We start from the raw sequence: 25,971 nt of genomic DNA, 5'->3' as shown, positions 1-25,971 counted from the left end.
GGCGGTCTCCTTAGAGCGTGTCGAGAATCGACCGCAGCATCGCCAACATCTGGTCGATTTCGTCGGTCGTCACGTTTAGTGCGGGCATGAAGCGCAGCAGGTTCGGCCGCGCGGCGTTCAACAGCAGGCCGTCGGGCTGCATGTCGCGCGCCTTCTCGACGATCTGCGGGCCGATGTCCTTGCCGAGCAGCAGCGCGCGCAGCAGGCCTTCGCCGCGTTCGCCTTCGAAGCCGCGCTCTTCCGACAGCTCGAGCAGCTTGCGCTTCAGGTATTCGCTGCGCTCACGCACGCCTTCGAGGAAGCCCGGCGCGACGAGCTGCGAGATCACCGAGTAGCCGACCGCCGTCATCAGCGGGTTGCCGTTGTACGTGCCGCCCTGGTCGCCGGCCTCGAACACCGCAAACTCGGCCTTCGACAGCAGCGCGCCGAGCGGAGCGCCGCCGCCGATGCCTTTCGCGAGCGTCATGACATCCGGCTCGATGCCGGACAGTTCGTACGCGAACAGCGTGCCTGCACGGCCGCAGCCGCTTTGCACTTCGTCGACGATCAGCAGCAGGTTGTGCTGCTTCGTCAGCGCGCGCAGCGCCTGCATGAATTCACGCGTCGCCGGAATCACGCCGCCTTCGCCCTGGATCGGCTCAAGCATCACCGCGACGGTCTTGTCGGTGATCAGCTTCTCGACCGAGTTGATGTCGTTCAGTTCGGCCTTCGGGAAGCCCGGCACCTGCGGCGCGTAGATCGTGTCCCAGCCCGGCTTGCCGCTGGCCGACATCGTCGCGAGCGTGCGGCCGTGGAAGCTGTGGTCGAACGTGATGATCTCGTACGCGCCGTTCTTGAACTTGCGGCCCCACTTGCGTGCGAGCTTGATCGCGCCTTCGTTCGCTTCCGCGCCGCTGTTCGTGAAGAACACCTTGTCGAACACGCTGTGCTGCGTGAGCAGGCCCGCGAGCTTCGCCATCGGTTCGTTGTAGAACGCGGGCGACGGGTTCAGCAGCTTTTCCGCCTGCGTCTTGAGTGCTTCGACAATGCCGTCGTTGCAGTGGCCGAGGCTGTTGACGGCCCAGCCCTGGATGAAGTCCAGATAGCGCTTGCCGGTGTGATCGTAGAGCCACGAACCCTTGCCGTGCGTAAACACGATGTCGGGGCGGTTCGTGATGTACATCAGCGAGTCGATCGGATAATCGTTCAGGGGCATGGCAGCAGACTCCAGCGGACGTTGAAAGGGAAACAGGCAATAAAAAAGCCACGGAAGGCCGTGGCTGGTGGGTCGAACAGCTTGTGCGTAACCGGTGAAGCAGTGCGGGGGTTACGCGCGAGTCCGTGACGAGCCTGCGGCATCCGGGCGGAGCGGCGAGCGGCGACGTCGAAGGGCGGACAGGAAGCAGTTCATGTGCGCAAGCATAAGGCATCCCGCGCCTCACTGTAAACCGCCGCGATGCCACGGATGTGACATCGCGGCGCGCAGTGCCGTACGCGGGTGCGCGGGTCTTAGACCGGATGCGCGAGATCGGCGGCGCTCGTGAACGAGTCCGCATAGAACTCGTCGGCCGGCAGCGCGTGGTGCTGCGTGAAGTCGCGCTGCGCGGATTCGACCATCACCGGCGCGCCGCACGCGTACACCTGGTGGGCCGACAGATCGGGCAGGTCCTCGATCACCGCGCGATGGACGAAGCCCGTGCGGCCCGTCCACTGATCGCCGACGTCCGGCTCGGAGAGCACCGGCACGTACTTGAAGTTCGGGATCTCGCGTGCCCACTGCTCGGCCAGCTCGTCGAGATAGATGTCCTTCTTGCGGCGCGCGCCCCAGTAGAGCGTCATCGGGCGCGTGATGCCCGTGTGCTTCACGTGCTCGATGATCGCCTTGATCGGCGCGAAGCCCGTGCCCGATGCGAGCAGCACGATCGGCTTGTCGGAATCTTCACGCAGGAAGAACGTGCCGAGCGGGCCTTCGAAGCGCAGGATGTCGCGCTCCTTCATTGCGCCGAACACGTGGTCGGTGAACTTGCCGCCCGGCATGTGACGGATGTGCAGCTCGATCGGGCCTTCCTCGTGCGGTGCGTTCGCCATCGAGTAGCTGCGGCGCGAGCCGTCCTTCAGGATGAACTCGACGTACTGGCCGGCGAGATACTGCAGGCGTTCGTTGGCGGGCAACTGCAGCTTCACGACCATCACGTCGTCGGCCTTGCGTTCGAGCGCGGCGATCCGGCACGGCAGCTTCTTGACCTGCACGCCGTCGACGCCGGCGATTTCGCGCACGTCGATCTCGAGATCGCACTGCGCCTTCGAGCAGCACAGCAGCGCGAGACCGCGCGTGCGCTCGTCGTTGGACAGTGCCGACGCGGCGTGCGGGCCCTGTTCGATCTGGCCCGACACGATCTGGCCCTTGCAGGAGCCGCACGCGCCGTTCTTGCAGCCGTACGGCAGATGGACGTTCTGGCGCAGCGCAGCCGCCAGCACGGTTTCATCCGACTCGACCTGGAATTGCCGGCCGCTTTGCTTGAGAGTGACGTTGAATGCCATAGAACCAAACTAGAACAAAATGTGGGGACCGTGCATATCGCGCACGGCAGCTACAATGCAAGCCCGTTGCGCGTCGCGCAACGGTGGCTACTGATTTCGCAACCAACATGATCGCGACTCGAATCCTGCGCCGGCCGCGCGCACTGATCGTCGGCTGCGGCGACGTCGGCATGCGCTGCGTCGCGCAATGGCGCGACACGCACCGCAACCTGCGGATCTTCGCGCTGACGAGCCACCCGGCCCGCCGCGACGAACTGCGCGCTGCGGGCGCGACGCCGATCGTCGGCGACCTCGATCGCCGCGCGACGCTCGGCCGCCTCGCGGGTCTGGCCCGCACGATCCTGCATCTCGCGCCGCCGCAGTCCGACGGCCGCGACGATCGGCGCACACGTGCGCTGATCGCCGCAACGACCGTGCCTGCGCGACGGCCACCGGTGCCGTCGGCACCGGCGGTCGGCCGGCTCCGAACGCTGCGAACCGCTGCCCGACAGGCCGGTGCGCCCGTTCGGGCAGCGCGTATTGTACCCGACGGTCTTCGTGCGCCGAGGCTCGTCTACGCCAGTACGACGGGCGTTTACGGCGACTGCGGCGGCGCACGCATCGACGAAACGCATCCGCTGCGCCCCGCGAATCCGCGGGCATTCCGGCGCGTGTCGGCCGAGCGGCAACTGCGCGCGGCGACGGTGCGCGGCGTGCTGTCCGCGCGCATCGTGCGCATTCCGGGCATCTACGCGGCGAACCGTCTGCCGGTCGCGCGGCTCGAGCGCGGCACGCCGGCGCTCGAGCCGGCCGACGACGTCTACACGAACCACATCCACGCGGACGATCTCGCGGCGATCCTGCGCCGTGCGGCCGAACGCGGCAAGCCGGCGCGCGCCGTGCATGCGTCGGACGACAGCGAACTGCGGATGGGGGAGTATTTCGACCGGGTCGCGCAGGTGCTCGGCTTGCCGAAGCCGCCACGCGTCAGCCGCGCGGATGCCGAGCGTCAGCTCGAACCGACGCTGCTGTCGTTCATGCGCGAGTCGCGGCGCCTGTCCAACGCACGGCTCAAGGCCGAATTGTGCGTGACGTTGCGCTATCCGACCGTAGACGATTTCCTTCAAACGCTTGCGCCGGGCAGCGCGTCAGGTGAGCGCCGGTAACGCCTCGATCAGCAGGAAGCACAGTAGCGCGCCGATCAGCGCGCCAATCAGGTTCGGATGATATTTGTGCTTCATGTGCATCGCGGCCAGCAGCCCGCCGATCACGATGACACCGATGACCGCGAACGCGATCATCACGTACGACAGTTCGAAACTATGGCTGTTCATGATGTCTCCCCCTGCATCGCTGTTCTCTTACAGCTTGTGATTTCAGTATAGCGGGGGAACATGCGGCCGAGATGCGGCCGGGCGTCGAACGGTCGTGCGGATTTTCCCTTACAGGGTTTTGACCGGATTGCGTAATGCTGAAAGGTCGGCGTCATTGAGCCAGCGCCACGCGCCCGGTGCGAGATCGTCCGGCAGCGCGAAACCGCCGATGCTTTCGCGATGCAGCGCTTCGACGCGATTGCTCGCCGCCGCGACCATGCGCTTGACCTGGTGATACTTGCCTTCGAGGACGGTCAGCGCGAGTGCGTGCGTGTCGCGCGCGTCGGCTGCGACCGCCGCGATCGGCTTCGGCTCGCCGTGAAGCAGCACGCCGGTGCGCAGCGTGTTCAACTGCGTGTCGTCGAGCGGGTGGCGCACGGTCGCCACGTAGGTCTTCGGCACCTTGCGCTTCGGCGACGTGTACGCGTGCACGAACTGGCCGTCGTCGGACAGCAACAGCAGGCCCGTCGTGTCCTGGTCGAGGCGTCCGACGCACTGCACGCCGCGCGCGATGAGCGGCGCGGGCAGCAGGCTGAACACACTCGCGTGGTGTTGCGGATCGCGCGAACACTCGTAGCCGGCCGGCTTGTTGAGCGCGAGATACGCGAGCGCGTGGAACGGCCACGCAGTATCGTCGACCGAGAACACGAGGCCGTCGGTATCGAACGCGGCGTCGGGATCGGTCGCGCTGGCGCCCGCCACGGTGACGCGGCCCGCTTCGATCAGGCCGCGGCACTGGCGGCGCGAGCCGAAGCCCTGAGTGTAGAGAATGCTTTCGAGATCCATAGCGCGCGCATTCTATCAAGCGGCGGCGCGCGACCGGCAGGAACGCGCATGCGCTGGTAAGCTGCCGGTACGCCGCGCGGGGCGCGGCGCCCGTTCATTCTTCACGGAAAGTCCATGCCTTTCGCTTCGTACCCGTTCGGCCGCAAGGCTGCTGCCTTCATTCTCGCCGCGACCGTTTCGTCGGCCGCGTTCGCGCACGCGCACCTCGCGAAGAGCGACCCGGCGGCGGGCGCGACGGTGGATGCCGCACCGGCCGCCGTCACGATCGACTTCACCGAGCCGCTGGAGCCGGCGTTCAGCTCGATCGTCGTCGTCGCCGATGACGGCAAGACGGTGTCGGACGGCCGTGCGCGTATCGACGCGTCGAACCGCAAGCGGATGACGGTGCCGCTCACGGCGGTTGGCACCGGCACCTATACGGTGAAATGGGTGGCCGTCGCGACCGACGGACACCGCACGCAGGGCGCGTACGGCTTCAGCGTGAAGTGACGCAACGGCGGCGGCAGGCCCGTGCCAGGGCTGCCGCCGCCTCTATCCGACTGGGAGTCCCGCATGAATCCGACGACGCTCGATGCACTCGCCGATTTCCCCCGTCTGCTCGAAGCCCATTTCGCGGCCGTCCCCGACGGCTATGCGCGCTGGACGCCCGACGACTGGGCCGGGATCCCGAGCGAGCACTTTTCGCCGCTCGGGCAGCTCTGCCACGTGCGTGACATCGAGATCGACGGCTATCACGTGCGGCTGCGGCGGATGCTCGACGAGGATCGGCCGCTGCTCGTGTCGATCGATGGCGACGCGCTCGCGATCGAGCGCCGCTACAACGACGCGTATGCGTCCGACGTGCTCGCGGCGATCCGCGAAGCACGGCGCGAGACGCTGGACCTCGTGTCGCGCCTCACGCCGGAACAGCTCGCGCGCACCGGGGAGTTCGACGGCTACGGTTCGCTGACCGTGCGCGGGCTCGTCCACTACCTGTGCAGCCACGATCAGCAGCATCTGGCCGGCATGCAGTGGCTGCTCGGCAAGATCGACGCGGCGCTGTACGCGCGCTGAGCCGGCCGCCTTGCGTGGAATCGAGCCCGGATTCCGGCGCGGTTGTCGGTGCGGCAGGCTGCACTGTGCCGATGCGATTGGATCGCTTTTCTGGATAATCCATCCAGCCGCGGCCGGCTGACCGGCGCGTCGCGCGTGCCTACACTCCAAGCTTCGTTCAACGAGAAAAGGAGTCAACCGTGGCAACTCATACGCTCGCAGACAAGGTCGTCCTGATCGCAGGCGGCGCAAAGAATCTCGGTGGCTTGATCGCGCGGGATCTGGCGAGCCACGGCGCGAAGGCGGTGGCGATTCATTACAACAGCGCCGCATCGCAGGCGCAGGCCGAAGAGACGGCCGCCGCGGTGCGCGCGGCCGGCGCGGAAGCCGCCACGTTCCAGGGCGACCTGACGACGGCCGCCGCGGTCGAGAAGCTGTTCGACGACGCGAAGCAGCGCTTCGGCAAGATCGACATCGCGATCAACACGGTCGGCAAGGTGCTGAAGAAGCCGTTCACCGAGATCAGCGAGGCCGAGTACGACGAGATGTTCGCGGTCAACAGCAAGTCGGCGTTCTTCTTCATCAAGGAAGCGGGGCGGCACCTCGAGGATCACGGCAAGCTCGTCACGCTCGTGACGTCGCTGCTCGGCGCGTTCACGCCGTTCTATGCGGCGTACGAAGGGTCGAAGGCGCCGGTCGAGCATTTCACGCGCGCGGCGTCGAAGGAATACGGGGCGCGCGGGATCTCGGTAACGGCCGTCGGGCCGGGCCCGATGGACACGCCGTTCTTCTACCCGGCCGAGGGCGCCGATGCGGTCGCGTATCACAAGACGGCGGCCGCGCTGTCGCCGTTCAGCAAGACGGGCCTCACCGACATCGAGGACGTCGTGCCGTTCATCCGCCATCTCGTCACCGACGGCTGGTGGATCACGGGTCAGACGATCCTGATCAACGGCGGCTATACGACCAAGTAACCGACCCGGCAACGGGCCGCGCAGCGCACCGCAATGGCGCGTTTGCGTGGACAATGGACGGGCGCGCGGCCTCGCGGCTGCGCGCCCATTTTTTCTGTACCGCCGGACCTTGCCGCGACGTGCGACGGCCGGCGGCGACGATCGTCCGAACTTACGTTCCCCGCCGATGGACAAGCTGGATCAGGTCAGAATCTTCCTGCAGGTTGCCGAGATGGGCAGCTTCATCAAGGCCGCGCATGCGCTCGACGTGCCGCGCGCGACCGTGTCGGCGGCCGTCCAGCAGCTCGAGACGGGGCTCGGCACGCGCCTCCTGCATCGCACGACGCGCCAGGTGCAGCTGACTGCCGACGGTGCGCTGCTGCTCGAACGCGGCCGGCGCCTGCTCGCGGAGGCCGACGAACTCGACCGCCTGTTCCGCCGCCGCGACCGCGACGTGATCGGCCGGCTGAACGTCGACGTGCCGAGCCGGATTGCGCGCCGCATGGTGGCGCCCGCGCTGCCGTCGCTGTTTCGCCGCTACCCGAAGCTGCAACTGGCGCTCGGCTCGACGGATCGTTCAATCGATCTGGTCCAGGAGGGCGTCGACTGCGCGATCCGCGTCGGGCGGCTCGCGGACAGCAGCCTCGTCGTGCGGCCGCTCGGACAGTTCACGCTGATCAACTGCGCGAGCCCCGACTACCTGCGCGAATGCGGCGTGCCCGAGCATCCGGATGCGCTCGCGCACGGACACTGGGCGATCGGTTATGCGTCGCCGACGACCGGGCGCGAGCTCGACTGGGAATACTGCGCGGATGGCCAGCGGCACACACTCGCGCTGCCGAGCCGCGTGATCGTCAACAACGCCGAAACCTATATCGCCAGCTGCATCGCGGGGATGGGGCTGATCCAGATTCCGCGCTTCGACGTCGCGCATCTGCTCGACAGCGGCGCACTCGTCGACGTGATGCCCGGCCACCGCGCTGCGCCGATGGATGTGTCGGCCGTATATCCGCACCGGCGCCATCGTTCGCGCCGGCTCAATGCGTTCATCGAGTGGTTCGGAGAACTGATGGCGAGCGCGCTGACGAAGGGCGGGGAGGGCGACTGACCGGCGCGGCCGGTTAGCGTCACGCGCCGTCGCACCTGTTTCAGCCGGGCGGCGCCGCGAACTGCCGGCTGCGCCCGGTTTCCCGCACCACGTCGATCAATGCCGCGCCGGCGCCATCCGGTTTCGCCGCGAACGCGTAGAAGCGTGCGGCCGGTAGTGCCGGCAGACCATCCTGCGGCCCGCATTCGCGCAGGCCTTCGCGCAGCTGGCTGCGCGCCAGCGCGGTGACCGCGAAGCCCGCGAGCGCGGCCGACACGCAGCCGGCCATGCTGCTGCTCTCGAACAGCACGCGGAACGGCCGCAGCGCGGCGGCGAGTGCCGCGACGGCGGCTTCCCGATAGACGCACGGCTGCGGAAACAGCGCGAGCGGCACGTCGCCGCCTGCGTCGAGCGTGCAATCCGACGCGAACGCCCACACGAGGGGTTCTTCCCAAAGCAGTTCACCCGGCGTGTCGACCTGCCGGCACTGCTTGCCGAACACGACGTCGAGCCGGCCAAGCGTCTGCTCGCGCAGCAACGATGCGGTGATGCCGACCTTCAGCTCGATCGACGTGCGCGGGTGGCGGTCGCGAAACGTGCGCAGCACATGCGGCAGCCACGCGCCCGCGAAATCTTCGGACGCGCCGACTCGCAGCGGCCCGTGCGCCGGCGCGCCGCGCAGCCTCGCGCGCACTTCGCGCTCCATGTCGACGATGTTGCGCGCGTATGCGTACAGCGTGTCGCCGGCCGGTGTGAGCGCGATGCGGCGGGTCGTGCGCGCGAGCAGCACCGTGCCGGCCGCCTGCTCGAGCCGCTTGATGTGGCCGCTGACCGCGGACGGCGTCAGCGCGAGGCGCTCCGCGGCCGGCGCGAAGCCGCGGCTGTCGACGACTTCGAGGAAGGTGCGCAACAGCGTGATGTCGAGCGAGGTCGACGCGGGATCGGTCAGCGGTTCCATGGATCAATTCAACGTGATACTCGAAGAATAAACGATGATACTCCGTGAATCGTGATGAAAGAACTGCCTACCATCGTGCACTCGGATCGACCCAACGGAGTACACGATGACGACCTATGCGCATGCGACGACCGCGTCGCTCGACATTGCCTATCTCGAATGGAACCCGCACGGCGAACGCGTGGCCGTGCTGCTGCATGGCTGGCCGGACAGCCCGGTCGGCTGGGACGCGGTGGCGGCGGCGCTCGCCGCGCGCGGCTATCGCGTGCTCGCGCCCGCGCTGCGCGGTTTTGCGCCGACCCGCTTTCGCGACGCATCCGTACCGCGCAGCGGCCAGCTCGCGGCGCTCGGACGCGACCTGCTCGACTTCGTCGATGTGCTTGGCATCGAGCGGCCCGTGCTGGTCGGGCACGACTGGGGCGCGCGGGCGGCCGCGAACGCGTGCGGGCTGCGCGACGCCGCCGCATCGCATCTCGTGATGCTGTCGGTCGGGTACGGCACCAACGATCCGGGACAGCCGCTGTCGCTGCAGCAGGCGCGCAACTACTGGTATCACTGGTTCATGGCGACGCCGCGCGGCGAGCAGGCGTTGCGCGACGATCGCCGCGCGTTTGCCCGCTTGATGTGGGACACCTGGTCGCCGCCGGGCTGGTATCTCGACAACGACTTCGACGCGGCCGCCGCTGCATTCGACGGGCCCGACTGGATCGACGTCGTCCTGCATTCGTACCGGCATCGTTGGGGATTCGCACCGGGCACGCCGGTCTATGCCGACGACGATGCGCGTCTGAATCCCGCGCCGGTGCTGGCGGTGCCGACGCTCGTGCTGCATGGCGGCGCGGACACCTGCAATCATCCGGACAGTTCGGCCGGACGCGAGCGATGCTTTGCGGGGCGCTACGCCCGGCAGGTGCTGGACGGCGTCGGCCACTTTCCGCAGCGTGAGGCGCCGGCGGCGGTCGCCGACGCGATCCTCGGGTTCTGCGAGCAAGCTTGATGCGCGCCGGCGTGTCCGGCGCGCCGCGGATCAGCCGGCGACGCGGGCCGCGAGCAGGTCGGCGAGGCCGATGTTCCTGAACATCTCGCGGCGGATGCGGTCGCCGACGCGGAACACTTCCTCCGCGCCATCCTGCGACGGATCGACGAACACGCGGTACGGGCGCTTGCCGGCTGGCGCGGCGACGATGTCGGCAATCGCCGTCGCGACGGTGCCGGCATCGGCGTCCGCCGGTTCGAGCGCGGCGAGGCCCTGCAGTGCCTGCTCGGCGACGCCCGCGTAGGGGCCGTCGACGTAGGCGGCCTGAACGGCTGCGTCGGCTGGCTTGCCTGCGTGGGCGAAGTGATTCGTGCCCTGGGTGAAGGCGCCCGGCACGACGATCGACGTCTCGATACCCCAGCGGGCGAGTTCGGCCGCATAGGACACCGCGAGCGAATCCATCGCGGCCTTCGCGGCGAAGTAGGGGGCGAGGAACGGCGGCGTACCGCCGCGCGCGGACGACGACGACACCCAGACGAGCAGGCCGCGGCCCTGGCGGCGCAGGTGCGGCAGCGCCGCGCGGTTGACGCGCTGGGTCGACACGACGTTGATGTCGTAGAGCTGGGCGATCTGCTCGGGCGTGAACGCTTCGGCCGGGCCGAACACCATGTGGCCGGCATTGTGGACGATGACGTCGAGGCGGCTGGTGTCCGCGATCACACGATCGATGGCGGCACCGACGGACGCGTCGTCACCGACATCGAGCTCGACGGTGCGCAGGTCGACGCCGTGTTCCTGCGCGTAGGCGGCGACGGCGGCGACGCGTGGCGCGTTGCGGCCGGTGCTTTCGCGCATCGACGCGTACACGGTATGGCCGGCGCGGGCGAGTGCCTGGGCGGTCAGCAGGCCGAAGCCGCTGGACGCGCCCGTGACGAGGATGACTTCCTTCATGATCGATCTCCGGTAAGAGGCAGGCGCGGCAGGCGGCCGGTCAGCACATGCCGCCGTTCGCGCGCAGGATCTGGCCGTTGACCCATGCGCCGTCGGGGCCGGCGAGGAACGCGACGACGCTGGCGATGTCCGCGGGCTGGCCGAGCCGCTCCAGCGGGTTCATCTTCGCCATCCGGTCGACGAGTTCGGCGCTCTTGCCGTGCAGGAACAACTCGGTCGCGACCGGCCCCGGCGCGACCGCGTTCACGCTGATGCCGCGGCCGCGCATCTCCTGTGCGAGCACCTGCGTCATGCCCTCGACGGCCGCCTTGGTCGCGATGTACACGCCGTAGGTCGGCAGGCGCATGCCGATCACGCTCGATGTCAGGTTGACGATGCGGCCGCCGTCGCGCACGCGCTTCGCCGCCTCTCGGCTGACGTTGAACGCCCCCTTCAGGTTGATCGCGACGGTCTGGTCGAACGCTGCGTCGTCGAACTCGGCAAGGGGGGCGAGCTTCATCACGCCCGCGCTGTTGACGACCACGTCGATCCGGCCGAATGCCTGCTCGGCCGCGTCGAACAGGGCGGCCACGGCCGCCGGATCGGCGACGTCCGCCTGCACCGCGACGGCCGTGCCGCCACCGGCGACGATCGCGTCGACCACTTCCTGCGCGGGGCCGGCGCCACCGGCGTAGTTCACGACGACCCTGAAACCGTCGTGGGCGAGACGACGGGCGATTTCCGCACCGATGCCGCGCGACGAGCCCGTGACGAGGGCGACCTGTTCCGATGTGCTCATGTCCTGCTCCTTGGTTCGTGAGTGCCGTGCGATCCGGCGACAGGACTAATGTAGGCGCCCTCATTCAATAAAAATAATGAATAATGATCAGATCAAGAATGACTGAAAGTATGTCTCATGGCATTCGACAGCAGACTTTTGAGCGGCATCGGCGTGCTCTCGGCGGTGATCGAGGCCGGCACCTTCGCGCGCGCCGGCGAGGCGATGGGGTTGACGCAGCCGGCGGTGAGCCGCGCCGTTGCCCGGCTGGAAGAGCGCGTCGGCATCCGGATCTTCAACCGCACGGCGCGCGCGATCACGCTGACCGACGAAGGGCGGCGCTTCTATGAGGCGGTCGCGCCGCTGCTGGCCGGCATCGAGGAGGCGGCGATCGACGCCGGCCAGTCGAAGGCGCGTGTCAGGGGGCGGTTGCGCGTCAATGTCGACGCGACTTTCGGCCACTACGTGCTGGCGCCGAAGATGGCGGAGTTTCTCGACCGCTTTCCCGACCTGTCCGTCGAGATCAGCGTGCGCGACCGGATGGGCGACCTCGTCGCCGACGGGTTCGACGTGGCGGTGCGGTTCGGCATTCCGGAACCGTCCTCATACCGTGCGCGGTTGCTGCTGGAAACGCGCGTGCTCACCTGCGCGTCGGCGGCCTATGTCGCGCGTCATGGCGAGCCGCGGCACCCGCGGGATCTCGCGGATGGGCATCGTTGCGTGCTGATCCGCGATCCGGTGACGGGGCGGCCGTTCGAATGGGAATTCCATCGCGGCGAGGAGGTGGTGCCGTTCGATGCGGCCGGCCGGCTGACGGTCAACGATACGGGGATGCTGCTCGGCGCGTGCCTGGGCGGCGCCGGGATCGCGCAGCTGCTGGAACTCTATGCGCGCGACATCCTTGCCGACGGGCGGCTGGTGCTGCTGTTGCCGGCGTGGGCGGACGAGACGTTTCCGCTCTACGCGTATCACCACGCGTCCAATCTCGTTGCGGCGAAGGTGCGCGTGTTTCTCGACTTCGTGCGGGCGTTGATGGCCTGAGAGAGCGAGCGGGCGAGGCGGCGCGCGGCGTCCCGCGCATTTATTCGGTGCGATGCGGAATGCTGTCCGGGAACGGGTAAGGCGCGTGCGGGCCCGGCCAGTCAGGCACCGGTGGCGCGGTCAGTACGTCGCATCCGGCCAGCATGAGCGACAGCGCCACGGCGAGCACGCGGCGGCAGAGCGGAGATGAAATCGTGCGCATGGACATGGCGTGCCTCCGTGTCGCGCATCCTCATGATGCTTGGACTGCTGCGTGGGGGTACGCGTTGCGCGTGCATGCGGCAAAAACAAAAAACCCGCGAAGCGGCGAGCTTGCGCGGGTTTCGGGAGGCGCAGCGCATCGCGCTGCGAGAATGCTGGTGCCCAGGGCCGGAATCGAACCGGCACGCCTTGCGGCGGGGGATTTTGAGTCCCCTGCGTCTACCAATTTCACCACCTGGGCTTGATCCTGGCCGCGCATGCGATTGTGCGCGGCGAAACGCGGATTATGTCCGAAATCCTGCCGCCGGGCAAGCAGCCCGGTTGCCGGCCGCACACGTCACTGGCTCAGGTAGACGAACCAGCCCTGTTTGACGATCCCCATCACGCTCGCGCGCTGATCGAGCCCCACATGATCCTTGTCGCTCGTGTTGACGACGCCGTTCGGCACGACGAGCTCGTGCGCGCGTTCCAGCTCGCGCCGCAGCGCCGCGCGGAACGCGGGCGTGCCGGGCTGCGCGGCCTTCAGCGCGCGGCCGACCGCGTCGGCGAGGCGCGGATAGACGCCCGCCGCGTCGCCCGCGAACTGCGTGACCGTGCCGGCGCCGTACTTCGCCTCGTACGCGTCGACGAACGCGAGCGCGGCCTTGCGGGCCGGATGATCGGCCGGCAGCGTGCGTGCGACGACCACCGGCTGGGTCGGGAACAGCGTCCCGTCGACGTCCTTGCCGCCAAGCTTGATGAATTCCGGCGTCGCGATCCCGTGCGTCTGATAGATCGGGCCCTTGTAGCCGCGTTCGATCAGCGTGCGCTGCGGCAGCACGGCAGGCGTGCCCGAGCCCGCGATCAGGATCGCATCGGGCTTTGCCGCGATCAGCTTCAGCGCCTGGCCCGTGACGCTCGCGTCGGTGCGGTTGAAGCGCTCGGTCGCGATGACGCGGATCTTGCGCAGGTCCGCGAAACGCGTGAACTCGTTCAGCCAGCTGTCGCCATAGCTGTCCGCGAAGCCGATGAAGCCGACCGTCTTCACGCCGTGGTTCGCCATATAGCGCGTCATCACGTCGGCCATCGCGCTGTCGCTCTGCGCCATCTTGAACGCCCAGGTTCGCGCGCCTTCCTGCGGCTCGACGATCGCGCCGGAGCCGACCAGCGTGATCATCGGCGTCTGCCCGGTGGCTACCGCATCGAGCGCGGCGAGCGCGGCCGGGGTGATGTTCGGGCCGACCACGACGTCGACGTGATCCTCGTCCACCAGCTTGCGGATATTGCGCACCGCGGTGCCGGGATCGGACGCGTCGTCGAGCACCGTCACCTGCACGGGCTGCCCGGCGATCGTCTTCGGCCACATCAGGATCGCGTTCTTGCTCGTGATGCCGATCGCGGCGGCCGGGCCGGTCGACGACAGGTCGACGCCGACCTTCAGGTCGGCCTGCGCGGCCACGCAGGCGAGCGCGAGGGCGACGCCGGCGGCGCGGCGCAGCAGAGCGGGAAGTGGTGGCAGGGCGGGACGCGTCATGCGGAATGCTCCGTCGAACAGCAAAAAGGGGCGCGATGTGCGCCCCCGTGTTTATACACGCCGCTCAGAGTTCGTACGATTCGGATTCGCCCTTGAGCGCCTGTTCGATCAGCTTGCGGTTCAGCGTCGGCGACAGCAGTTCGACCAACGTATACACATAGCTGCGCAGGTAGGCGCCCTGCTTGAGCGCGACGCGCGTCACGTTGCTGCCGAACAGGTGGCCGACCGGGATCAGCCGCAGGTTGCGGTCGCGCTCCGGGTTGAACGCGATGTCGGCCATGATGCCGACGCCGAGGCCGAGTTCGACGTAGGTCTTGATCACGTCGGCGTCGATCGCCTCGAGCACGATGTCCGGCGACAGCCCGCGCAGCGCGAACGCATGGTTGATCTTCTTGCGGCCCGCGAATGCGTCGTCGTACGTGATCAGCGGGTACTGCGCGAGATCGTCGAGCGTGACCGGCTTGCGTTCGAGCAGCGGATGGTCGGCCGGCACGACGGCCGCGTGGTGCCACTGGAAGCAGGGCAGCGACACGAGCTCCTTGTAGTCGGAAATCGCCTCGGTCGCGATCGCGAGATCGGCCTGGTCGTGGATCACCATCTCGGCGACCTGCGTCGGGCTGCCCTGCAGGATCGACAGGTGCACCTTCGGGAAGCGCTTCTTGAATTCGGCGATCGCGGCCGGCAGCGAGTAGCGGGCCTGCGTGTGGGTCGCGGCGATGGTCAGGTTGCCCTGATCCTGCGCGGCATAATCTTTCCCGACCCTTTTAAGGCTTTCAACCTCCTGGAGGATCCGCTCGACCGACGCGAGGATGATCCGGCCCGGCTCGGTGAGCGAGCGCACGCGCTTGCCGTGCCGTGTGAAGATCTCCACGCCCAGCTCGTCCTCGAGCTCGATGATCGCCTTCGATACCCCCGGTTGCGACGTGTAGAGCGCCTTCGCGGCCTCGGTGAGGTTGAAATTCTGCCGGACGGCCTCGCGCACGAAGCGAAATTGGTGCAGGTTCATTTATAACCCTTCCGCATATCAACAGAATTTTTTAGTCGTTTGAAATATAAGGCGAGTTTATTACGATTCACCGGAGTTTTTCAAATATGGATATCTGTTTTCGTCATTAGCAATCCACCCGGCAGCGGATGGCGGTGGTGACGGCGGAACGGAGATTCGGGCGCGACGTGGCTAGGACGTCGCGCGGTCACCACGAAAACCCTGGGGTCCCCGAATGTATCAGTACGACCAATACGACCAGACGATCGTCGACGAGCGTGTCGCGCAGTACCGCGATCAGGTGCGCCGCCGGCTGTCGGGCGAGTTGAGCGAAGACGAATTCCGTCCGCTGCGCCTGCAGAACGGCCTGTACATGCAGCGCCACGCGTACATGCACCGCATCGCGATTCCGTACGGCAACCTGCGCAGCGACCAGCTCCGGATGCTGGCGCGCATCGCCCGCGAACACGACCGCGGCTACGGTCACTTCTCGACCCGCTCGAACATCCAGTTCAACTGGGTCGAGCTGGAAGACACGCCCGAAATCCTCGCGAAGCTCGCGTCGGTGCAGATGCACGCGATCCAGACGTCGGGTAACTGCATCCGCAACATCACGGCCGACCAGTTCGCCGGCGTCGCGCAGGACGAGGAGATCGATCCGCGTCCGTGGTCGGAAATCCTGCGCCAGTGGTCGACGTTCCATCCCGAATTCCTGTGGCTGCCGCGCAAGTTCAAGATCGCGGTGTCGGGCTCGAAGGACGACCGCGCGGCCGTGCAGATCCACGACCTCGGCGTGTACCTGAAGAAGAATGCGCAGGGCGAAGTGGTCGCGAGCATCCTCGCGGGCGGCGGCCTCGGCCGGACGCCGATCATCGGCGCGGTGATCAAGGAAGACCTGCCGTGGCAGCACCTGCTGACCTACTGCGAAGCCGTGCTGCGCGTGTACAACCGCTACGGCCGCCGCGACAACCTGTACAAGGCGCGCATCAAGATCCTCGTGAAGGCGCTGTCGCCCGCGAAGTTCGCGCAGCAGGTCGAGGAAGAGTGGCAGCACCTGAAGGACGGCCCGTCGACGCTCACGCAGGCGGAAGTCGATCGCGTGTCGCAGTACTTCCAGCCGCCGGCCTACGAGAAGCTGGCCGACACCGACGCATCGTTCGAACAGCATCTGCTCGAGAACAAGGCGTTCGCGCGCTGGGTCGAGCGTAACGTCGCGCCGCACAAGGTGGCCGGCTACGCGGCCGTCACGCTGTCGCTGAAGGATCATCGCGCGGCGCCGGGCGACGCGACCGACAAGCAGATGGAACAGGTGGCCGACTGGGCCGACGCGTACTCGTTCGGCGAGCTGCGCGTGTCGCACGAGCAGAACCTGATCCTCGCGAACGTGAAGAAGCGCGACCTGTTCGCGGTGTGGGAAAAGGCGAAGGCCGCCGGTTTCGCGACGCCGAACATCGGCCTCCTGACCGACATCATCGCGTGCCCGGGCGGCGACTTCTGCTCGCTCGCGAACGCGAAGTCGATCCCGATCGCGCTGGGGATCCAGCAGCGCTTCGACGATCTCGACTATGTGTACGACCTCGGCGACCTGTCGCTGAACATTTCCGGTTGCATGAACTCGTGCGGTCACCACCATGTCGGCAACATCGGCATCCTCGGCGTCGACAAGGACGGCGCCGAGTGGTACCAGGTGTCGCTCGGCGGCGAGCAGGGCACGGGCCAGAACGGCGCGCGCCTCGGCCGCGTGATCGGGCCGTCGTTCTCGGCGGAAGAAGTGCCCGACGTGATCGCGAAGCTGATCGACACGTTCGTCGAATCGCGCATCGACGGCGAGCGCTTCGTCGACACGTACGACCGTATCGGCATCGCGCCGTTCAAGGAGCGCGTGTATGCGGCGCGCCAGGCAGTGAACGCGTAACCAACCGGGTAGAAGGAACTAGCAGATGGCTTCGATTATCAAGAACCGCGCAGTGATCGACGATGCATGGCAGGTCGTGCGCGCGGCGGAAGACGGTGCACTGCCCGCGGTCGACGCATTGCCGGCCGGCAAGGTGCTGGTGCCGTTCGCGTTGTGGCAGGCCGAGCGCGCGGCGCTCGTCGCCGCGAAGACGAAGGACGAGCTCGGCGTGTGGCTCGCACCGGACAGCGAGCCGGCCGATCTCGTGGCCGATTTCGGCGCGATTTCGCTGGTCGCGGTCGATTTCCCGCGCTTCGCGGACGGCCGCGGCTACAGCATCGCGCGCCTGCTGCGCGAGCGCCACGGCTGGACGGGCGAGCTGCGCGCGATCGGCGACGTGCTGCGCGACCAGCTGCTGTACATGTCGCGTTGCGGCTTCGACGCATACGCGGTGCGCGCCGACAAGGACATCCACGACGCGCTGAATGCGTTCACGGAATTCACGCAGCGTTACCAGGGTGCGTTCGACCAGCCCGAACCGCTGTTCCGCCGCCGCGCCGCGGCGGCTGACGTAGCGGCGCGCGAAGCGAAGGTGAGCGCATGAGCACCGCTACCGCGCTGACGCCGGAACTCGCCGCGAAGGTCGAGCGCCTCGACGCGCTGCTCGCGCAGATCGGTGCCCGTCACGAGAAGGTGAAGTTCGCGAGCAGCCTCGCGGCGGAAGATATGCTGCTCACGCATGCGATCCTGTCGAAGGGCGTGTCGATCGGCATCTTTTCGCTGAATACGGGCCGCCTGCACGCGGAAACGCTCGGTATGATCGACCGTGTGCGCGAGCGCTACGGCTACGAGATCGAGCAGTTCCATCCGCAGCAGGACGCGGTCGACCAGTACGTTGCCGAGCACGGCCTGAACGCGTTCTACGAGAGCGTCGAGCTGCGCAAGTCGTGCTGCCACATCCGCAAGGTCGAGCCGCTGAACCGCGCGCTGTCGGACGTCGGTGCGTGGGTCACGGGCCAGCGCCGCGAGCAGTCGGTCACGCGCGCGGAGCTGCACGAGGAAGAGCAGGACGATGCACGCGGGATCGCGAAGTACAACCCGCTCGCCGACTGGACGGAAGCCGACGTGTGGGCGTACCTCAAGGCGTTTGACGTGCCGGTGAATCCGCTGCATGCGCGCGGCTACCCGAGCATCGGCTGCGAGCCGTGTACGCGGGCGATCCGTCCCGGCGAGGACAGCCGCGCGGGCCGCTGGTGGTGGGAGTCGCGCGATACGAAGGAATGCGGGCTGCACATCACGACGATCACGCCGATTCCCGCGGAAGCCGTTACCGGCGCCACGCACTGAAAGCCTGACAAGAAACTGAATATTGCGCCGCCCGCGACAGCGGGCGGCACGAACCCAGAAGAGAAGGACTGAAATCATGAGCACGACGCTCGAGCAATCCGCCTTTGCCCCGCCCACCGGTGCCGACAACCGCATGGGCCACCTCGACTGGCTCGAAGCCGAGTCGATCCACATCCTGCGCGAACTGGTCGCCGAATGCAGCAAGCCGGCGCTGTTGTTCTCGGGCGGCAAGGATTCGGTCGTCGTGCTGCATCTGGCGCTGAAAGCATTCGGCCTCGGCGCGAACCGCAAGACGACGCTGCCGTTCCCGCTCGTGCACATCGACACGGGCCACAACTACGAAGAAGTGATCGACTTCCGCGATCGCCGCGCGCAGGAGCTGGGCGCCGAGCTGGTCGTCGGGCACGTCGAGGATTCGATCAAGCGCGGCACGGTCGTGCTGCGCCGCGAAACCGATTCGCGCAATGCCGCGCAGGCCGTCACGCTGCTCGAGACGATCGAGCAGCACGGCTACACGGCGCTGATCGGCGGCGCGCGCCGCGACGAAGAGAAGGCGCGGGCGAAGGAACGCATCTTCTCGTTCCGCGACGAATTCGGCCAGTGGGATCCGAAGGCGCAGCGCCCGGAGCTGTGGAGCCTGTACAACGCCCGTCTGCACAAGGGCGAGCACCTGCGCGTGTTCCCGATCTCGAACTGGACCGAGCTCGACGTGTGGCAGTACATCGCACGCGAGAACCTCGAACTGCCGTCGATCTATTACGCGCACCCGCGCGAGATCGTGCGCCGCAACGGGCTGCTCGTGCCCGTCACGCCGCTCACGCCGATGCGTGACGGCGAGACGAGCGAGCTTGCGCAGGTGCGTTTCCGCACGGTCGGCGACATTTCCTGCACGTGCCCGGTCGAGAGCGACGCGGACGACGTCGAGAAGATCATCGCCGAGACGGCGGTGACCGAGATCACCGAGCGCGGCGCGACCCGGATGGACGACCAGGCATCCGAAGCAGCGATGGAACAGCGCAAGAAGCAAGGTTATTTCTGAAGCACACGAGGACATTCACATCATGAGCATCATCGAGAACAACGAAGACCTCGGCGTGCTGCGCTTCATCACCGCAGGCAGCGTCGACGACGGCAAGAGCACGCTGATCGGCCGCCTGCTGTACGACAGCAAGGCCGTGCTGTCCGACCAGCTGTCCGCGCTGTCGCGTGCGAAGAACAAGCGCACGGTCGGCGACGAGCTCGACCTCGCGCTGCTGACCGACGGTCTGGAAGCCGAGCGCGAGCAGGGCATCACGATCGACGTCGCGTACCGCTACTTCGCGACCGCGAAGCGCAAGTTCATCATCGCCGACACGCCGGGCCACGAGCAGTACACGCGCAACATGGTGACGGGCGCGTCGACCGCGCACGCGGCGATCATCCTGATCGACGCGACGCGCGTGACGATCGAGAACGGTGTGGCTGACCTGCTGCCGCAGACCAAGCGCCACAGCGCGATCGTCAAGCTGCTCGCGCTGCAGCACGTGATCGTCGCGATCAACAAGATGGACCTCGTCGACTACAGCGAAGCGCGCTTCAACGAGATCCGCGACGCCTACGTCACGCTGGCGAAGCAACTCGGCCTGAGCGACGTGCGCTTCGTGCCGGTGTCGGCGCTGAAGGGCGACAACATCGTCGGCGCGAGCGAGCGCATGCCGTGGTACGCGGGCGAACCGCTGCTCGACGTGCTCGAATCGCTGCCGGTCGAGACGCAGGCGCATGACGCGCTGCGCTTCCCGGTGCAGTGGGTCGCGCGCCAGGACGGCAGCTCGGCCGACGATTTCCGCGGCTATATGGGTCGTCTCGAGTCGGGCGAAGTGAAGGTCGGCGACGAGATCGTCGTGCTGCCGTCGAACCGCACGGCCACGATCGCCGAGATCGTCGCGCCGGTGCCGGGCGGCACCGCGTCCGTCCCGCACGCGTTCGCGGGCCAGACCGTGACGATCCGCCTCGCGGAAGACGTCGACGTGTCGCGCGGCGACATGTTCGTCACGTCCGGCGAGCCGGTCGAACCGGCGAAGAAGCTCGAAGCCGATCTGTGCTGGTTCGACGAGACGCCGCTGTCGCCGCAGCGCAAGTACCTGCTGAAGCAGACCACCAGCACGGTGTTCGCGAAGATTGGCGGCGTCAAGCAGGTGCTCGACGTGCACACGCTGTCGCACGCGACCGACCGTCACGAGCTGAAGATGAACGACATCGGCCGCGTCGCGCTGACGCTGCAGAAGCCGATCGTTTGCGACACGTACGACGCGCACCCGGGTACCGGTGCGTTCGTGCTGATCGACGAGGCGACGCACCACACGGTCGCCGCAGGCATGATCCGGGCATTCTCGGCATAACCGGCGAGCCGCGCCGCCTCATGGCGGCGCGGGCCGGACGCCGTCGTCCGCAGGGACCAAGCGAAGCGACAAATATGGGCAAGGTGTATCTGATCGGAGCAGGGCCGGGCGCAGCCGACCTCATCACGGTGCGTGGCGCGCGGCTGCTCGCGCAGGCGGACGTCGTGCTGCACGACGCGCTCGTCGAGCCCGCGATGCTCGACTACGCGCCGAACGCGCGCCGCATTGCGGTCGGCAAGCGCTGTGGGCAGCGCTCGACCGCGCAGCACTTCATCAACAAGCAGATCGTCGATGCGGCACGCGAGCACGCGTGCGTCGTGCGGCTGAAGGGCGGCGACCCGATGCTGTTCGGTCGCGCGGAAGAGGAAATGCGCGCGCTGGAAGCAGCCGGTATCGACTACGAGGTCGTGCCGGGCATCACCGCGGCGCTGGCCGGCGCGGCGACGCTGAAGCGTTCGCTGACGTTGCGCGGCGTGTCGCGCAGCGTGGCATTCGCGACGCACAGCCGCGCACCGGGCAGCGACGAGATTCGCGAAGCCGCACGCGCCGATTCGATCGTCTACTACATGGGCCGCGACAGCGCGCCCGGCATCGCGCAGGAGCTGATCGACGCCGGCCGTGCGCCGGCGACGCCGGTGGCGATCGTGGAGGCGTGCAGCACCGCGCGCGAGCGCACGTTGACGCTGACGCTCGCGCAGATGGCGGCGGGCGACGCGCAGGCGTGGCTCGATCCGGCCGAACCGAGCCTGCTGATGATCGGCGATGCGTTCGCGGAGCGCGCCGCGCAGGCAAAAGAGGGTAGCGCGTTGCGCGATGCCGCCTGAGCGGGAACGGCGCGTGGCGATGCCTCGCACGCCGCCGTTCCGGTGACTGACGCAGTCCGAAAAAAAGCGCTGGCTTCTGCCAGCGCTTTTTTCATTTGAGGCCGCCGATGCTTCGTTCAGGCGTCGTCGCCGACCTGGTCGATGCAGTAGCGCGCGATCGCGTCGAGCACACCGTCGTCTTCGCCGACGGCCGTCGCGCAGCGGATCTCGACGCCGGGGTGCGCGGCGCGGCAGGCGTCGACGAGCTGTGGCAGGTCGCGGCGGACATGGCCGCCCTGGCCGAAGAACACGGGCACCACGGTGATGTGCGTGCAGCCGGCCGCGACCTGCGCGGCGACCGCGTCACCGAGCGACGGCGTCATCAGTTCGAGGAACGCGAGCGACACGTGCGCAGTGGGGGAGGGGGCGCCGCGCAGCCGCGCGGCGAGCCGCTCGAACGGCTCGGCCCAGCGCGGGTCGCGGGCGCCGTGGCCGAACAGGACGATGCCGTGCGAACTCATGTCGAAGCCTCCGTCGCGACGCGGCACTCAGTGCCGGTCGACCCACTTGAGCGAGAACAGCCCGAGCGCGAGATAGATGAGGCCTGGCGTGGCGGCCGTCAGTGGCGCGGGCCAGGTGTTCAGCGTGCCGATGTGCGAGAACAGCGTATTGAGGAGCTGGAAGCTCATGCCGAGCATGATGCCGCCGAACACCTTCACGCCGACCACACCCGCGCGCGTGTGCAGGTACGCGAACGGCAGCGACAGCACGAGCATCACGAACACCGCGAACGGATACAGCAGCTTGCGCCACAGTGCGATGTCGTAGCGCTGCGTGTCCTGCTGGTTCTCGCGCAAGTGCTGGATGTAGCGGAACAGGTTGATGAGCGACATGCGTTCCGGCGACACGAGCAGCACCGACAGGATTTGCGGCGTCAGGTCCGAACGCAGCCGGTATTCGGGCAGCGACACCTGCTGCGACCGGTACACGGGGTTCAGCGCGTCGGTCGGCTGGCCGCTGATCGGCTTGATCGGCGTGAGTTCCGTTTCCGTGACGCCCTTCAGCAGCCAGTGGCCGGGCGGCTCGTAGCGGCCCGTTTGCGCGATCCGCACGTTCCGCAGCTGGAATTTCGAATCGAATTCGTAGATGCGCACGTTGCTGATCGTCGAGTCGGGCGACAGGCTGCCGACGTTGACGAAGCGCGTGACCTGCTCGCCGTTCTCGCGGGCCGCGAGCGTGTCCTTCACCCACACGCCCGACTGGAAGTTCGACGACACCGACGCGCCGAGCGCCTGCAGCCGCACGCGTTCGGACAGCTGGTCGGCGTACGGGCCGACGAATTCGCCGATCAGGTAGGTGAGGATCACGAGCGGGATGCCGATCTTCAGCAGCGAGCGCAACGCCTGATTGGTCGCGAGGCCCGACACGCGGAAGATCGTGAATTCCGAGTTCGCGGCCATCTGCGCGAACACGTAGATCGCGCTGATCAGCGCGGCGACCGGGATGATCTCGTAGAAGCGCGACGGCGTCTGCAGCGCGACGCGCAGCACCGCGTAGCCGAACTTGTAGTTGCCGTGCCCGACCGAATTCAGTTCGCTGATCAGGTCGAAGAAGAAGAACAGGCCCGAGAACGCGAACAGGATGAAGACGAACGTGATGTAGATCTGTCGCGCGAAGTACTTTTCATAGAGCCGCATCGATCATGCTCCCGAGCGGCCGAACAGCGCGCGTGTAAACAGCGGACGATTGCGCACGCGCAACCAGAAGATGAACGCGACGATCACCGCGACGACCAGATGCAGGCCGACCAGGCCGACGCCGAACGACATCTTGCCCTGCTCGATCTGCGCCTGCACGACGTTCAGCAAGTTCGAGTACGTGAGGTAGATCAGCACCGCCATCACGAGGTTGATCGTGCGGCTGCGGCGCGGGTTCTGGTACGACAGCGGAATGCCGAGCACCATCAGGTTGATCGCGATCAGCGGAAGCCCCGCGCGCCACGCGAATTCCGCGAGGTTGTCGTTCGTCGGGTTGCGCAGCAGGTCCGGCGTCGGCGTGCTGTTGGTGCTCGGCACGTTGGTGACCGGGGTGCTCGTGATCTTCACGCCGTAGCGCTCGAACTCCATGATCTTGAAGTTCGGCTGGCCGGGCGTGCCGTCGTAGCGGCGGCCGTCTTCCAGGACGACGAAGCGGCTGCCGTCGCGCGTTTCCGTGTGCCCCGTCTGCGACACGACCACGTTGACCTTGCCGTTCTCGGTCGAGGTCACGAACACGTTCTGCACCTTGCTCTGGTCGGGCGTCATCTTCTCGATGAAGAACACGCGGTGGTTCGCGGCCGACTCGCGGAACTGGCCCGGCGCGAGCAGCGAGATCTCGTCGCGCTGCTGGAAGCGCGCCTTGATCATCTTGCTCTGCTGGTTCGACCACGGCCAGCCGACGAACGCGAAGAAGGCGATCAGCAGCACGATCGGCGTGGCGAACACGCCGATCGGCTTGATGAGGCGCGTGAGGCTCACGCCCGACGCGAGCCACACGACCATTTCGGAGTCCCGGTACCACCGGGTCAGCACGAACAGGATCGACACGAACAGTGTGACGACGAGCATCACGGCGAGGTAGCCGATCACGGTGAGGCCGATCAGCACGAGGACGTCCCGCGGATCGATTTCACCGGACGCGGCGTAGCCGACGATGCGGATCATCATCGTCGTGAGCATGATCGTGAGCAGCACCATGAACACGGCGCCAGCCGTATACGCAAGCTCGCGCTGGAGGGAGCGTTCGAAGATCATTCTTGATGAGAAGAGGGCGGGAGGCTGCGCACGCGTGGTGCGGCGCTCGCGCCGCCACGGGAAAAATAGCGGATAATTGCGGCTTTCATCCTTAGCCCAGATTTTATCCGAGGACAAGCGCGATGGACTTTAGCATAAAAGGCTGTGATTGGAGCAAAGGCGAGGCCAAGGGGTTCCTGACCGGGAAGTCCGACTGCATCGTGCTCGGCATCTTCGAGGCGCAGACCCTTTCGGGCGCGGCGCTCGACATCGACACGGCCACCAAGGGGCTGATTTCGCGCGTGGTGAAGGCCGGCGACATGGACGGCAAGCGCGGCAAGACGCTGTTCCTGCACGAAGTGTCGGGCATCGGCGCGTCGCGCGTGCTGCTCGTCGGCCTCGGCAAGCAGGATGCTTTCAATCAGAAAGCCTATAACGATGCCGTGACGGCCGCATGGCGCGCGCTGCTGGCGACCAAGGTCGTCCAGGTCACGTTCACGCTCGCGCAACTGCCGGTCGACGAGCGCAGCTCCGACTGGGGCGTGCGCGCGGCGATTCTCGCGCTGCGCAACGAGACCTACCGCTTCACGCAGATGAAGAGCAAGCCGGAACCGGCGCCGCACACGCTCAAGCGCGTCGTGTTCAGCGTCGATCCGTCCGACGAAAAGGCTGCGAAGGTCGCGGTCAAGCAGGCCGTCGCGCTCGCGAACGGGATGGATCTCACCCGCGACCTGGGCAACCTGCCGGGCAACGTCTGCACGCCGACCTACCTCGGCAACACCGCGAAGAAGATCGCGAAGGATTGGGGCCTGAAGGCGGAAGTGCTCGGGCTCAAGCAGATCCAGGCGCTGAAGATGGGCTCGTTCCTGTCGGTCGCGCGCGCGTCGGTCGAGCCGCCGCAGTTCATCGTCCTGCACTACCAGGGCGCCGCCGCGAAGGCCGCGCCGGTCGTGCTGGTCGGCAAGGGCATCACGTTCGACACGGGCGGCATCTCGCTGAAGCCGGGCGAGGGCATGGACGAGATGAAGTACGACATGTGCGGTGCGGGCTCCGTGCTCGGCACGATGCGCGCGGTCGCCGAGATGGGCCTGAAGATCAACGTCGTCGCGATCGTGCCGACCTGCGAGAACATGCCGGGCGGCAACGCGACGAAGCCGGGCGACATCGTCACCAGCATGAAGGGCCTGACGATCGAGGTGCTGAACACCGACGCCGAAGGCCGTCTGATCTTGTGCGACGCGCTCACGTACGCCGAGCGCTTCAAGCCGGCTGCGGTGATCGACGTTGCCACGCTGACGGGCGCATGCGTAATCGCGCTGGGCGGCCACAACAGCGGCCTGTTCTCGACCGACGACGCGCTTGCGGGCGAACTGCTCGACGCATCGCGCGAGGCAAACGATCCGGCGTGGCGCATGCCGCTCGACGACGAGTACCAGGATCAGCTGAAGTCGAACTTCGCGGATCTCGCGAACATCGGCGGGCGCCCGGCCGGCGCCGTGACGGCCGCGTGCTTCCTGTCGCGCTTCACCGACAGCTATCCGTGGGCCCACCTCGACATCGCGGGTACCGCCTGGAAGGGTGGTGCAGCGAAGGGCGCGACGGGCCGTCCGGTGCCGCTGCTCGCGCAGTTCCTGATCGACCGCGCCGGCCAGTGATGGCGGTGTTG

27 protein-coding genes and 1 tRNA gene are annotated in these 25,971 nt (G+C 67.3%); 14 read left to right on the top strand and 14 right to left on the bottom strand.

The genetic code is table 11. The features are described from left to right. Positions 1 to 10 precede the first annotated feature (10 nt). Positions 11 to 1,195 (bottom strand): acetylornithine transaminase, encoded by a 1,185-nt coding sequence (locus QZM67_RS30365; RefSeq protein WP_301808963.1) that lies wholly within the window; start codon positions 1,193 to 1,195, stop codon positions 11 to 13. 293 nt (positions 1,196 to 1,488) lie between these two features. After that, positions 1,489 to 2,520: a CDP-6-deoxy-delta-3,4-glucoseen reductase gene (locus tag QZM67_RS30360; protein WP_301808961.1), complete on the bottom strand. Its 1,032-nt coding sequence runs from the start codon at positions 2,518 to 2,520 to the stop codon at positions 1,489 to 1,491. Between the two features lie 107 nt (positions 2,521 to 2,627). Between QZM67_RS30360 and QZM67_RS30355 the strand changes: the two genes are divergently transcribed. Continuing rightward, positions 2,628 to 3,665: an NAD-dependent epimerase/dehydratase family protein gene (locus tag QZM67_RS30355; RefSeq protein WP_301808959.1), complete on the top strand. Its 1,038-nt coding sequence runs from the start codon at positions 2,628 to 2,630 to the stop codon at positions 3,663 to 3,665. Here the strand turns inward: QZM67_RS30355 and QZM67_RS30350 are convergent. Further along, positions 3,648 to 3,833 (bottom strand): hypothetical protein, encoded by a 186-nt coding sequence (locus tag QZM67_RS30350; protein ID WP_043189927.1) that lies wholly within the window; start codon positions 3,831 to 3,833, stop codon positions 3,648 to 3,650. The two genes, QZM67_RS30355 and QZM67_RS30350, sit on opposite strands and share 18 nt — an antisense overlap. A 108-nt stretch (positions 3,834 to 3,941) precedes the next feature. Continuing rightward, positions 3,942 to 4,658 carry a pseudouridine synthase gene (locus QZM67_RS30345; protein WP_301808956.1) on the bottom strand — a complete coding sequence of 239 codons (717 nt, stop codon included), beginning with the start codon at positions 4,656 to 4,658 and terminating at the stop codon, positions 3,942 to 3,944. A 114-nt stretch (positions 4,659 to 4,772) separates the two neighbouring features. Here QZM67_RS30345 and copC point away from each other — a divergent pair, with 114 nt between their 5' ends. The 4 genes from copC (at position 4,773) to QZM67_RS30325 (ending at position 7,751) form a co-directional block, all read left to right on the top strand. Further along, positions 4,773 to 5,147, top strand: coding sequence for a copper homeostasis periplasmic binding protein CopC (gene copC, locus QZM67_RS30340; RefSeq protein WP_301808953.1), 375 nt, complete (start codon positions 4,773 to 4,775; stop codon positions 5,145 to 5,147). 63 nt (positions 5,148 to 5,210) lie between these two features. After that, positions 5,211 to 5,711 (top strand): DinB family protein, encoded by a 501-nt coding sequence (locus QZM67_RS30335; RefSeq protein ID WP_175024823.1) that lies wholly within the window; start codon positions 5,211 to 5,213, stop codon positions 5,709 to 5,711. A gap of 179 nt (positions 5,712 to 5,890) precedes the next feature. Further along, positions 5,891 to 6,664 carry an SDR family oxidoreductase gene (locus QZM67_RS30330; RefSeq protein WP_039368119.1) on the top strand — a complete coding sequence of 258 codons (774 nt, stop codon included), beginning with the start codon at positions 5,891 to 5,893 and terminating at the stop codon, positions 6,662 to 6,664. A 166-nt stretch (positions 6,665 to 6,830) separates the two neighbouring features. Then, positions 6,831 to 7,751, top strand: coding sequence for a LysR family transcriptional regulator (locus QZM67_RS30325; protein ID WP_175024821.1), 921 nt, complete (start codon positions 6,831 to 6,833; stop codon positions 7,749 to 7,751). A gap of 40 nt (positions 7,752 to 7,791) precedes the next feature. Here the strand turns inward: QZM67_RS30325 and QZM67_RS30320 are convergent, their stop codons facing one another. Beyond that, positions 7,792 to 8,688, bottom strand: coding sequence for a LysR family transcriptional regulator (locus tag QZM67_RS30320; protein WP_301808945.1), 897 nt, complete (start codon positions 8,686 to 8,688; stop codon positions 7,792 to 7,794). A gap of 106 nt (positions 8,689 to 8,794) precedes the next feature. Between QZM67_RS30320 and QZM67_RS30315 the strand changes: the two genes are divergently transcribed. Next, positions 8,795 to 9,685 carry an alpha/beta fold hydrolase gene (locus QZM67_RS30315; RefSeq protein ID WP_301808943.1) on the top strand — a complete coding sequence of 297 codons (891 nt, stop codon included), beginning with the start codon at positions 8,795 to 8,797 and terminating at the stop codon, positions 9,683 to 9,685. Between the two features lie 30 nt (positions 9,686 to 9,715). On the opposite strand, the gene QZM67_RS30310 is transcribed toward QZM67_RS30315, so the two are convergent. After that, the gene (locus QZM67_RS30310; RefSeq protein WP_301808940.1) at positions 9,716 to 10,615 is read right to left on the bottom strand and encodes an SDR family oxidoreductase; all 900 of its coding nucleotides are present in this window, start codon (positions 10,613 to 10,615) and stop codon (positions 9,716 to 9,718) included. A gap of 40 nt (positions 10,616 to 10,655) precedes the next feature. Then, positions 10,656 to 11,393 carry an SDR family oxidoreductase gene (locus QZM67_RS30305; protein WP_301808938.1) on the bottom strand — a complete coding sequence of 246 codons (738 nt, stop codon included), beginning with the start codon at positions 11,391 to 11,393 and terminating at the stop codon, positions 10,656 to 10,658. Positions 11,394 to 11,510: 117 nt separating this feature from the next. Between QZM67_RS30305 and QZM67_RS30300 the strand changes: the two genes are divergently transcribed. Next, a complete protein-coding gene (locus tag QZM67_RS30300) occupies positions 11,511 to 12,413 on the top strand; it encodes a LysR family transcriptional regulator (RefSeq protein ID WP_301808936.1) in 903 nt (300 codons plus the stop codon). A gap of 40 nt (positions 12,414 to 12,453) precedes the next feature. On the opposite strand, the gene QZM67_RS30295 is transcribed toward QZM67_RS30300, so the two are convergent. The 4 genes from QZM67_RS30295 to QZM67_RS30280 all read right to left on the bottom strand — a co-directional run bounded on the left by QZM67_RS30295 (position 12,454) and on the right by QZM67_RS30280 (position 15,133). Beyond that, a complete protein-coding gene (locus QZM67_RS30295; RefSeq protein ID WP_175011537.1) occupies positions 12,454 to 12,621 on the bottom strand; it encodes a hypothetical protein in 168 nt (55 codons plus the stop codon). Between the two features lie 149 nt (positions 12,622 to 12,770). Further along, positions 12,771 to 12,855, bottom strand: a tRNA-Leu gene (locus QZM67_RS30290). 96 nt (positions 12,856 to 12,951) lie between these two features. Continuing rightward, positions 12,952 to 14,127, bottom strand: coding sequence for an ABC transporter substrate-binding protein (locus QZM67_RS30285; RefSeq protein WP_301808930.1), 1,176 nt, complete (start codon positions 14,125 to 14,127; stop codon positions 12,952 to 12,954). A gap of 64 nt (positions 14,128 to 14,191) precedes the next feature. After that, entirely contained in the window at positions 14,192 to 15,133 is a 942-nt protein-coding gene (locus QZM67_RS30280) for a CysB family HTH-type transcriptional regulator (RefSeq protein ID WP_014896306.1), read from the bottom strand. 214 nt (positions 15,134 to 15,347) lie between these two features. Here QZM67_RS30280 and QZM67_RS30275 point away from each other — a divergent pair, with 214 nt between their 5' ends. The 6 genes from QZM67_RS30275 to cobA all read left to right on the top strand — a co-directional run bounded on the left by QZM67_RS30275 (position 15,348) and on the right by cobA (position 21,555). Beyond that, on the top strand, positions 15,348 to 17,027 hold the full coding sequence (locus QZM67_RS30275; protein WP_043189889.1) for a nitrite/sulfite reductase: 1,680 nt from the start codon (positions 15,348 to 15,350) through the stop codon (positions 17,025 to 17,027). 25 nt (positions 17,028 to 17,052) lie between these two features. Next, a complete protein-coding gene (locus tag QZM67_RS30270) occupies positions 17,053 to 17,610 on the top strand; it encodes a DUF934 domain-containing protein (protein ID WP_301808929.1) in 558 nt (185 codons plus the stop codon). Continuing rightward, positions 17,607 to 18,353, top strand: coding sequence for a phosphoadenylyl-sulfate reductase (locus tag QZM67_RS30265; RefSeq protein ID WP_175022493.1), 747 nt, complete (start codon positions 17,607 to 17,609; stop codon positions 18,351 to 18,353). The genes QZM67_RS30270 and QZM67_RS30265 overlap by 4 nt, the downstream gene beginning before the upstream one ends. 76 nt (positions 18,354 to 18,429) lie before the next feature. Continuing rightward, positions 18,430 to 19,392: a sulfate adenylyltransferase subunit CysD gene (gene cysD / locus QZM67_RS30260; protein WP_175022492.1), complete on the top strand. Its 963-nt coding sequence runs from the start codon at positions 18,430 to 18,432 to the stop codon at positions 19,390 to 19,392. 22 nt (positions 19,393 to 19,414) lie between these two features. Continuing rightward, entirely contained in the window at positions 19,415 to 20,731 is a 1,317-nt protein-coding gene (locus QZM67_RS30255; protein ID WP_174955427.1) for a sulfate adenylyltransferase subunit 1, read from the top strand. 74 nt (positions 20,732 to 20,805) lie between these two features. Beyond that, on the top strand, positions 20,806 to 21,555 hold the full coding sequence (gene cobA / locus QZM67_RS30250) for a uroporphyrinogen-III C-methyltransferase (protein WP_089451128.1): 750 nt from the start codon (positions 20,806 to 20,808) through the stop codon (positions 21,553 to 21,555). A gap of 116 nt (positions 21,556 to 21,671) precedes the next feature. Here cobA and QZM67_RS30245 read toward each other — a convergent pair whose 3' ends face one another. From QZM67_RS30245 to lptF, 3 genes are read right to left on the bottom strand one after another with little or no spacing between them, the layout of a single operon-like run. Further along, positions 21,672 to 22,055 (bottom strand): sirohydrochlorin chelatase, encoded by a 384-nt coding sequence (locus QZM67_RS30245; protein WP_175022491.1) that lies wholly within the window; start codon positions 22,053 to 22,055, stop codon positions 21,672 to 21,674. Between the two features lie 27 nt (positions 22,056 to 22,082). Further along, positions 22,083 to 23,231, bottom strand: coding sequence for an LPS export ABC transporter permease LptG (gene lptG, locus QZM67_RS30240; RefSeq protein ID WP_301808921.1), 1,149 nt, complete (start codon positions 23,229 to 23,231; stop codon positions 22,083 to 22,085). A 3-nt stretch (positions 23,232 to 23,234) separates the two neighbouring features. Continuing rightward, entirely contained in the window at positions 23,235 to 24,326 is a 1,092-nt protein-coding gene (gene lptF / locus QZM67_RS30235) for an LPS export ABC transporter permease LptF (RefSeq protein WP_043189868.1), read from the bottom strand. 122 nt (positions 24,327 to 24,448) lie between these two features. Here lptF and QZM67_RS30230 point away from each other — a divergent pair, with 122 nt between their 5' ends. Then, entirely contained in the window at positions 24,449 to 25,960 is a 1,512-nt protein-coding gene (locus QZM67_RS30230) for a leucyl aminopeptidase (RefSeq protein ID WP_175022489.1), read from the top strand. The last annotated feature ends 11 nt before the right edge of the window (positions 25,961 to 25,971 follow it).

It is taken from the genome of Burkholderia sp. AU45251 (assembly GCF_030482905.1).
Taxonomy (GTDB): domain Bacteria; phylum Pseudomonadota; class Gammaproteobacteria; order Burkholderiales; family Burkholderiaceae; genus Burkholderia; species Burkholderia aenigmatica.
The sequence above is the reverse complement of the archived record's forward strand: the minus strand, read 5'-3'. Positions and strand labels throughout refer to the sequence as shown.

Bases quoted from the DNA above. Each gene is read 5' to 3' on its own strand.
- QZM67_RS30265 (WP_175022493.1), top strand. From the start codon at position 17,607: ATGAGCACCGCTACCGCGCTGACGCCGGAACTCGCCGCGAAGGTCGAG.
- QZM67_RS30255 (WP_174955427.1), top strand. From the start codon at position 19,415: ATGAGCATCATCGAGAACAACGAAGACCTCGGCGTGCTGCGCTTCATC.
- QZM67_RS30300 (WP_301808936.1), top strand. From the start codon at position 11,511: ATGGCATTCGACAGCAGACTTTTGAGCGGCATCGGCGTGCTCTCGGCG.
- QZM67_RS30270 (WP_301808929.1), top strand. From the start codon at position 17,053: ATGGCTTCGATTATCAAGAACCGCGCAGTGATCGACGATGCATGGCAG.
- cysD (WP_175022492.1), top strand. From the start codon at position 18,430: ATGAGCACGACGCTCGAGCAATCCGCCTTTGCCCCGCCCACCGGTGCC.
- QZM67_RS30355 (WP_301808959.1), top strand. From the start codon at position 2,628: ATGATCGCGACTCGAATCCTGCGCCGGCCGCGCGCACTGATCGTCGGC.
- QZM67_RS30350 (WP_043189927.1), bottom strand. From the start codon at position 3,833: ATGAACAGCCATAGTTTCGAACTGTCGTACGTGATGATCGCGTTCGCG.
- QZM67_RS30295 (WP_175011537.1), bottom strand. From the start codon at position 12,621: ATGTCCATGCGCACGATTTCATCTCCGCTCTGCCGCCGCGTGCTCGCC.
- QZM67_RS30325 (WP_175024821.1), top strand. From the start codon at position 6,831: ATGGACAAGCTGGATCAGGTCAGAATCTTCCTGCAGGTTGCCGAGATG.
- QZM67_RS30335 (WP_175024823.1), top strand. From the start codon at position 5,211: ATGAATCCGACGACGCTCGATGCACTCGCCGATTTCCCCCGTCTGCTC.
- QZM67_RS30345 (WP_301808956.1), bottom strand. From the start codon at position 4,658: ATGGATCTCGAAAGCATTCTCTACACTCAGGGCTTCGGCTCGCGCCGC.
- QZM67_RS30365 (WP_301808963.1), bottom strand. From the start codon at position 1,195: ATGCCCCTGAACGATTATCCGATCGACTCGCTGATGTACATCACGAAC.
- QZM67_RS30320 (WP_301808945.1), bottom strand. From the start codon at position 8,688: ATGGAACCGCTGACCGATCCCGCGTCGACCTCGCTCGACATCACGCTG.
- lptG (WP_301808921.1), bottom strand. From the start codon at position 23,231: ATGCGGCTCTATGAAAAGTACTTCGCGCGACAGATCTACATCACGTTC.
- copC (WP_301808953.1), top strand. From the start codon at position 4,773: ATGCCTTTCGCTTCGTACCCGTTCGGCCGCAAGGCTGCTGCCTTCATT.
- QZM67_RS30315 (WP_301808943.1), top strand. From the start codon at position 8,795: ATGACGACCTATGCGCATGCGACGACCGCGTCGCTCGACATTGCCTAT.
- QZM67_RS30360 (WP_301808961.1), bottom strand. From the start codon at position 2,520: ATGGCATTCAACGTCACTCTCAAGCAAAGCGGCCGGCAATTCCAGGTC.
- QZM67_RS30275 (WP_043189889.1), top strand. From the start codon at position 15,348: ATGTATCAGTACGACCAATACGACCAGACGATCGTCGACGAGCGTGTC.
- lptF (WP_043189868.1), bottom strand. From the start codon at position 24,326: ATGATCTTCGAACGCTCCCTCCAGCGCGAGCTTGCGTATACGGCTGGC.
- QZM67_RS30230 (WP_175022489.1), top strand. From the start codon at position 24,449: ATGGACTTTAGCATAAAAGGCTGTGATTGGAGCAAAGGCGAGGCCAAG.
- QZM67_RS30285 (WP_301808930.1), bottom strand. From the start codon at position 14,127: ATGACGCGTCCCGCCCTGCCACCACTTCCCGCTCTGCTGCGCCGCGCC.
- cobA (WP_089451128.1), top strand. From the start codon at position 20,806: ATGGGCAAGGTGTATCTGATCGGAGCAGGGCCGGGCGCAGCCGACCTC.
- QZM67_RS30280 (WP_014896306.1), bottom strand. From the start codon at position 15,133: ATGAACCTGCACCAATTTCGCTTCGTGCGCGAGGCCGTCCGGCAGAAT.
- QZM67_RS30310 (WP_301808940.1), bottom strand. From the start codon at position 10,615: ATGAAGGAAGTCATCCTCGTCACGGGCGCGTCCAGCGGCTTCGGCCTG.
- QZM67_RS30245 (WP_175022491.1), bottom strand. From the start codon at position 22,055: ATGAGTTCGCACGGCATCGTCCTGTTCGGCCACGGCGCCCGCGACCCG.
- QZM67_RS30305 (WP_301808938.1), bottom strand. From the start codon at position 11,393: ATGAGCACATCGGAACAGGTCGCCCTCGTCACGGGCTCGTCGCGCGGC.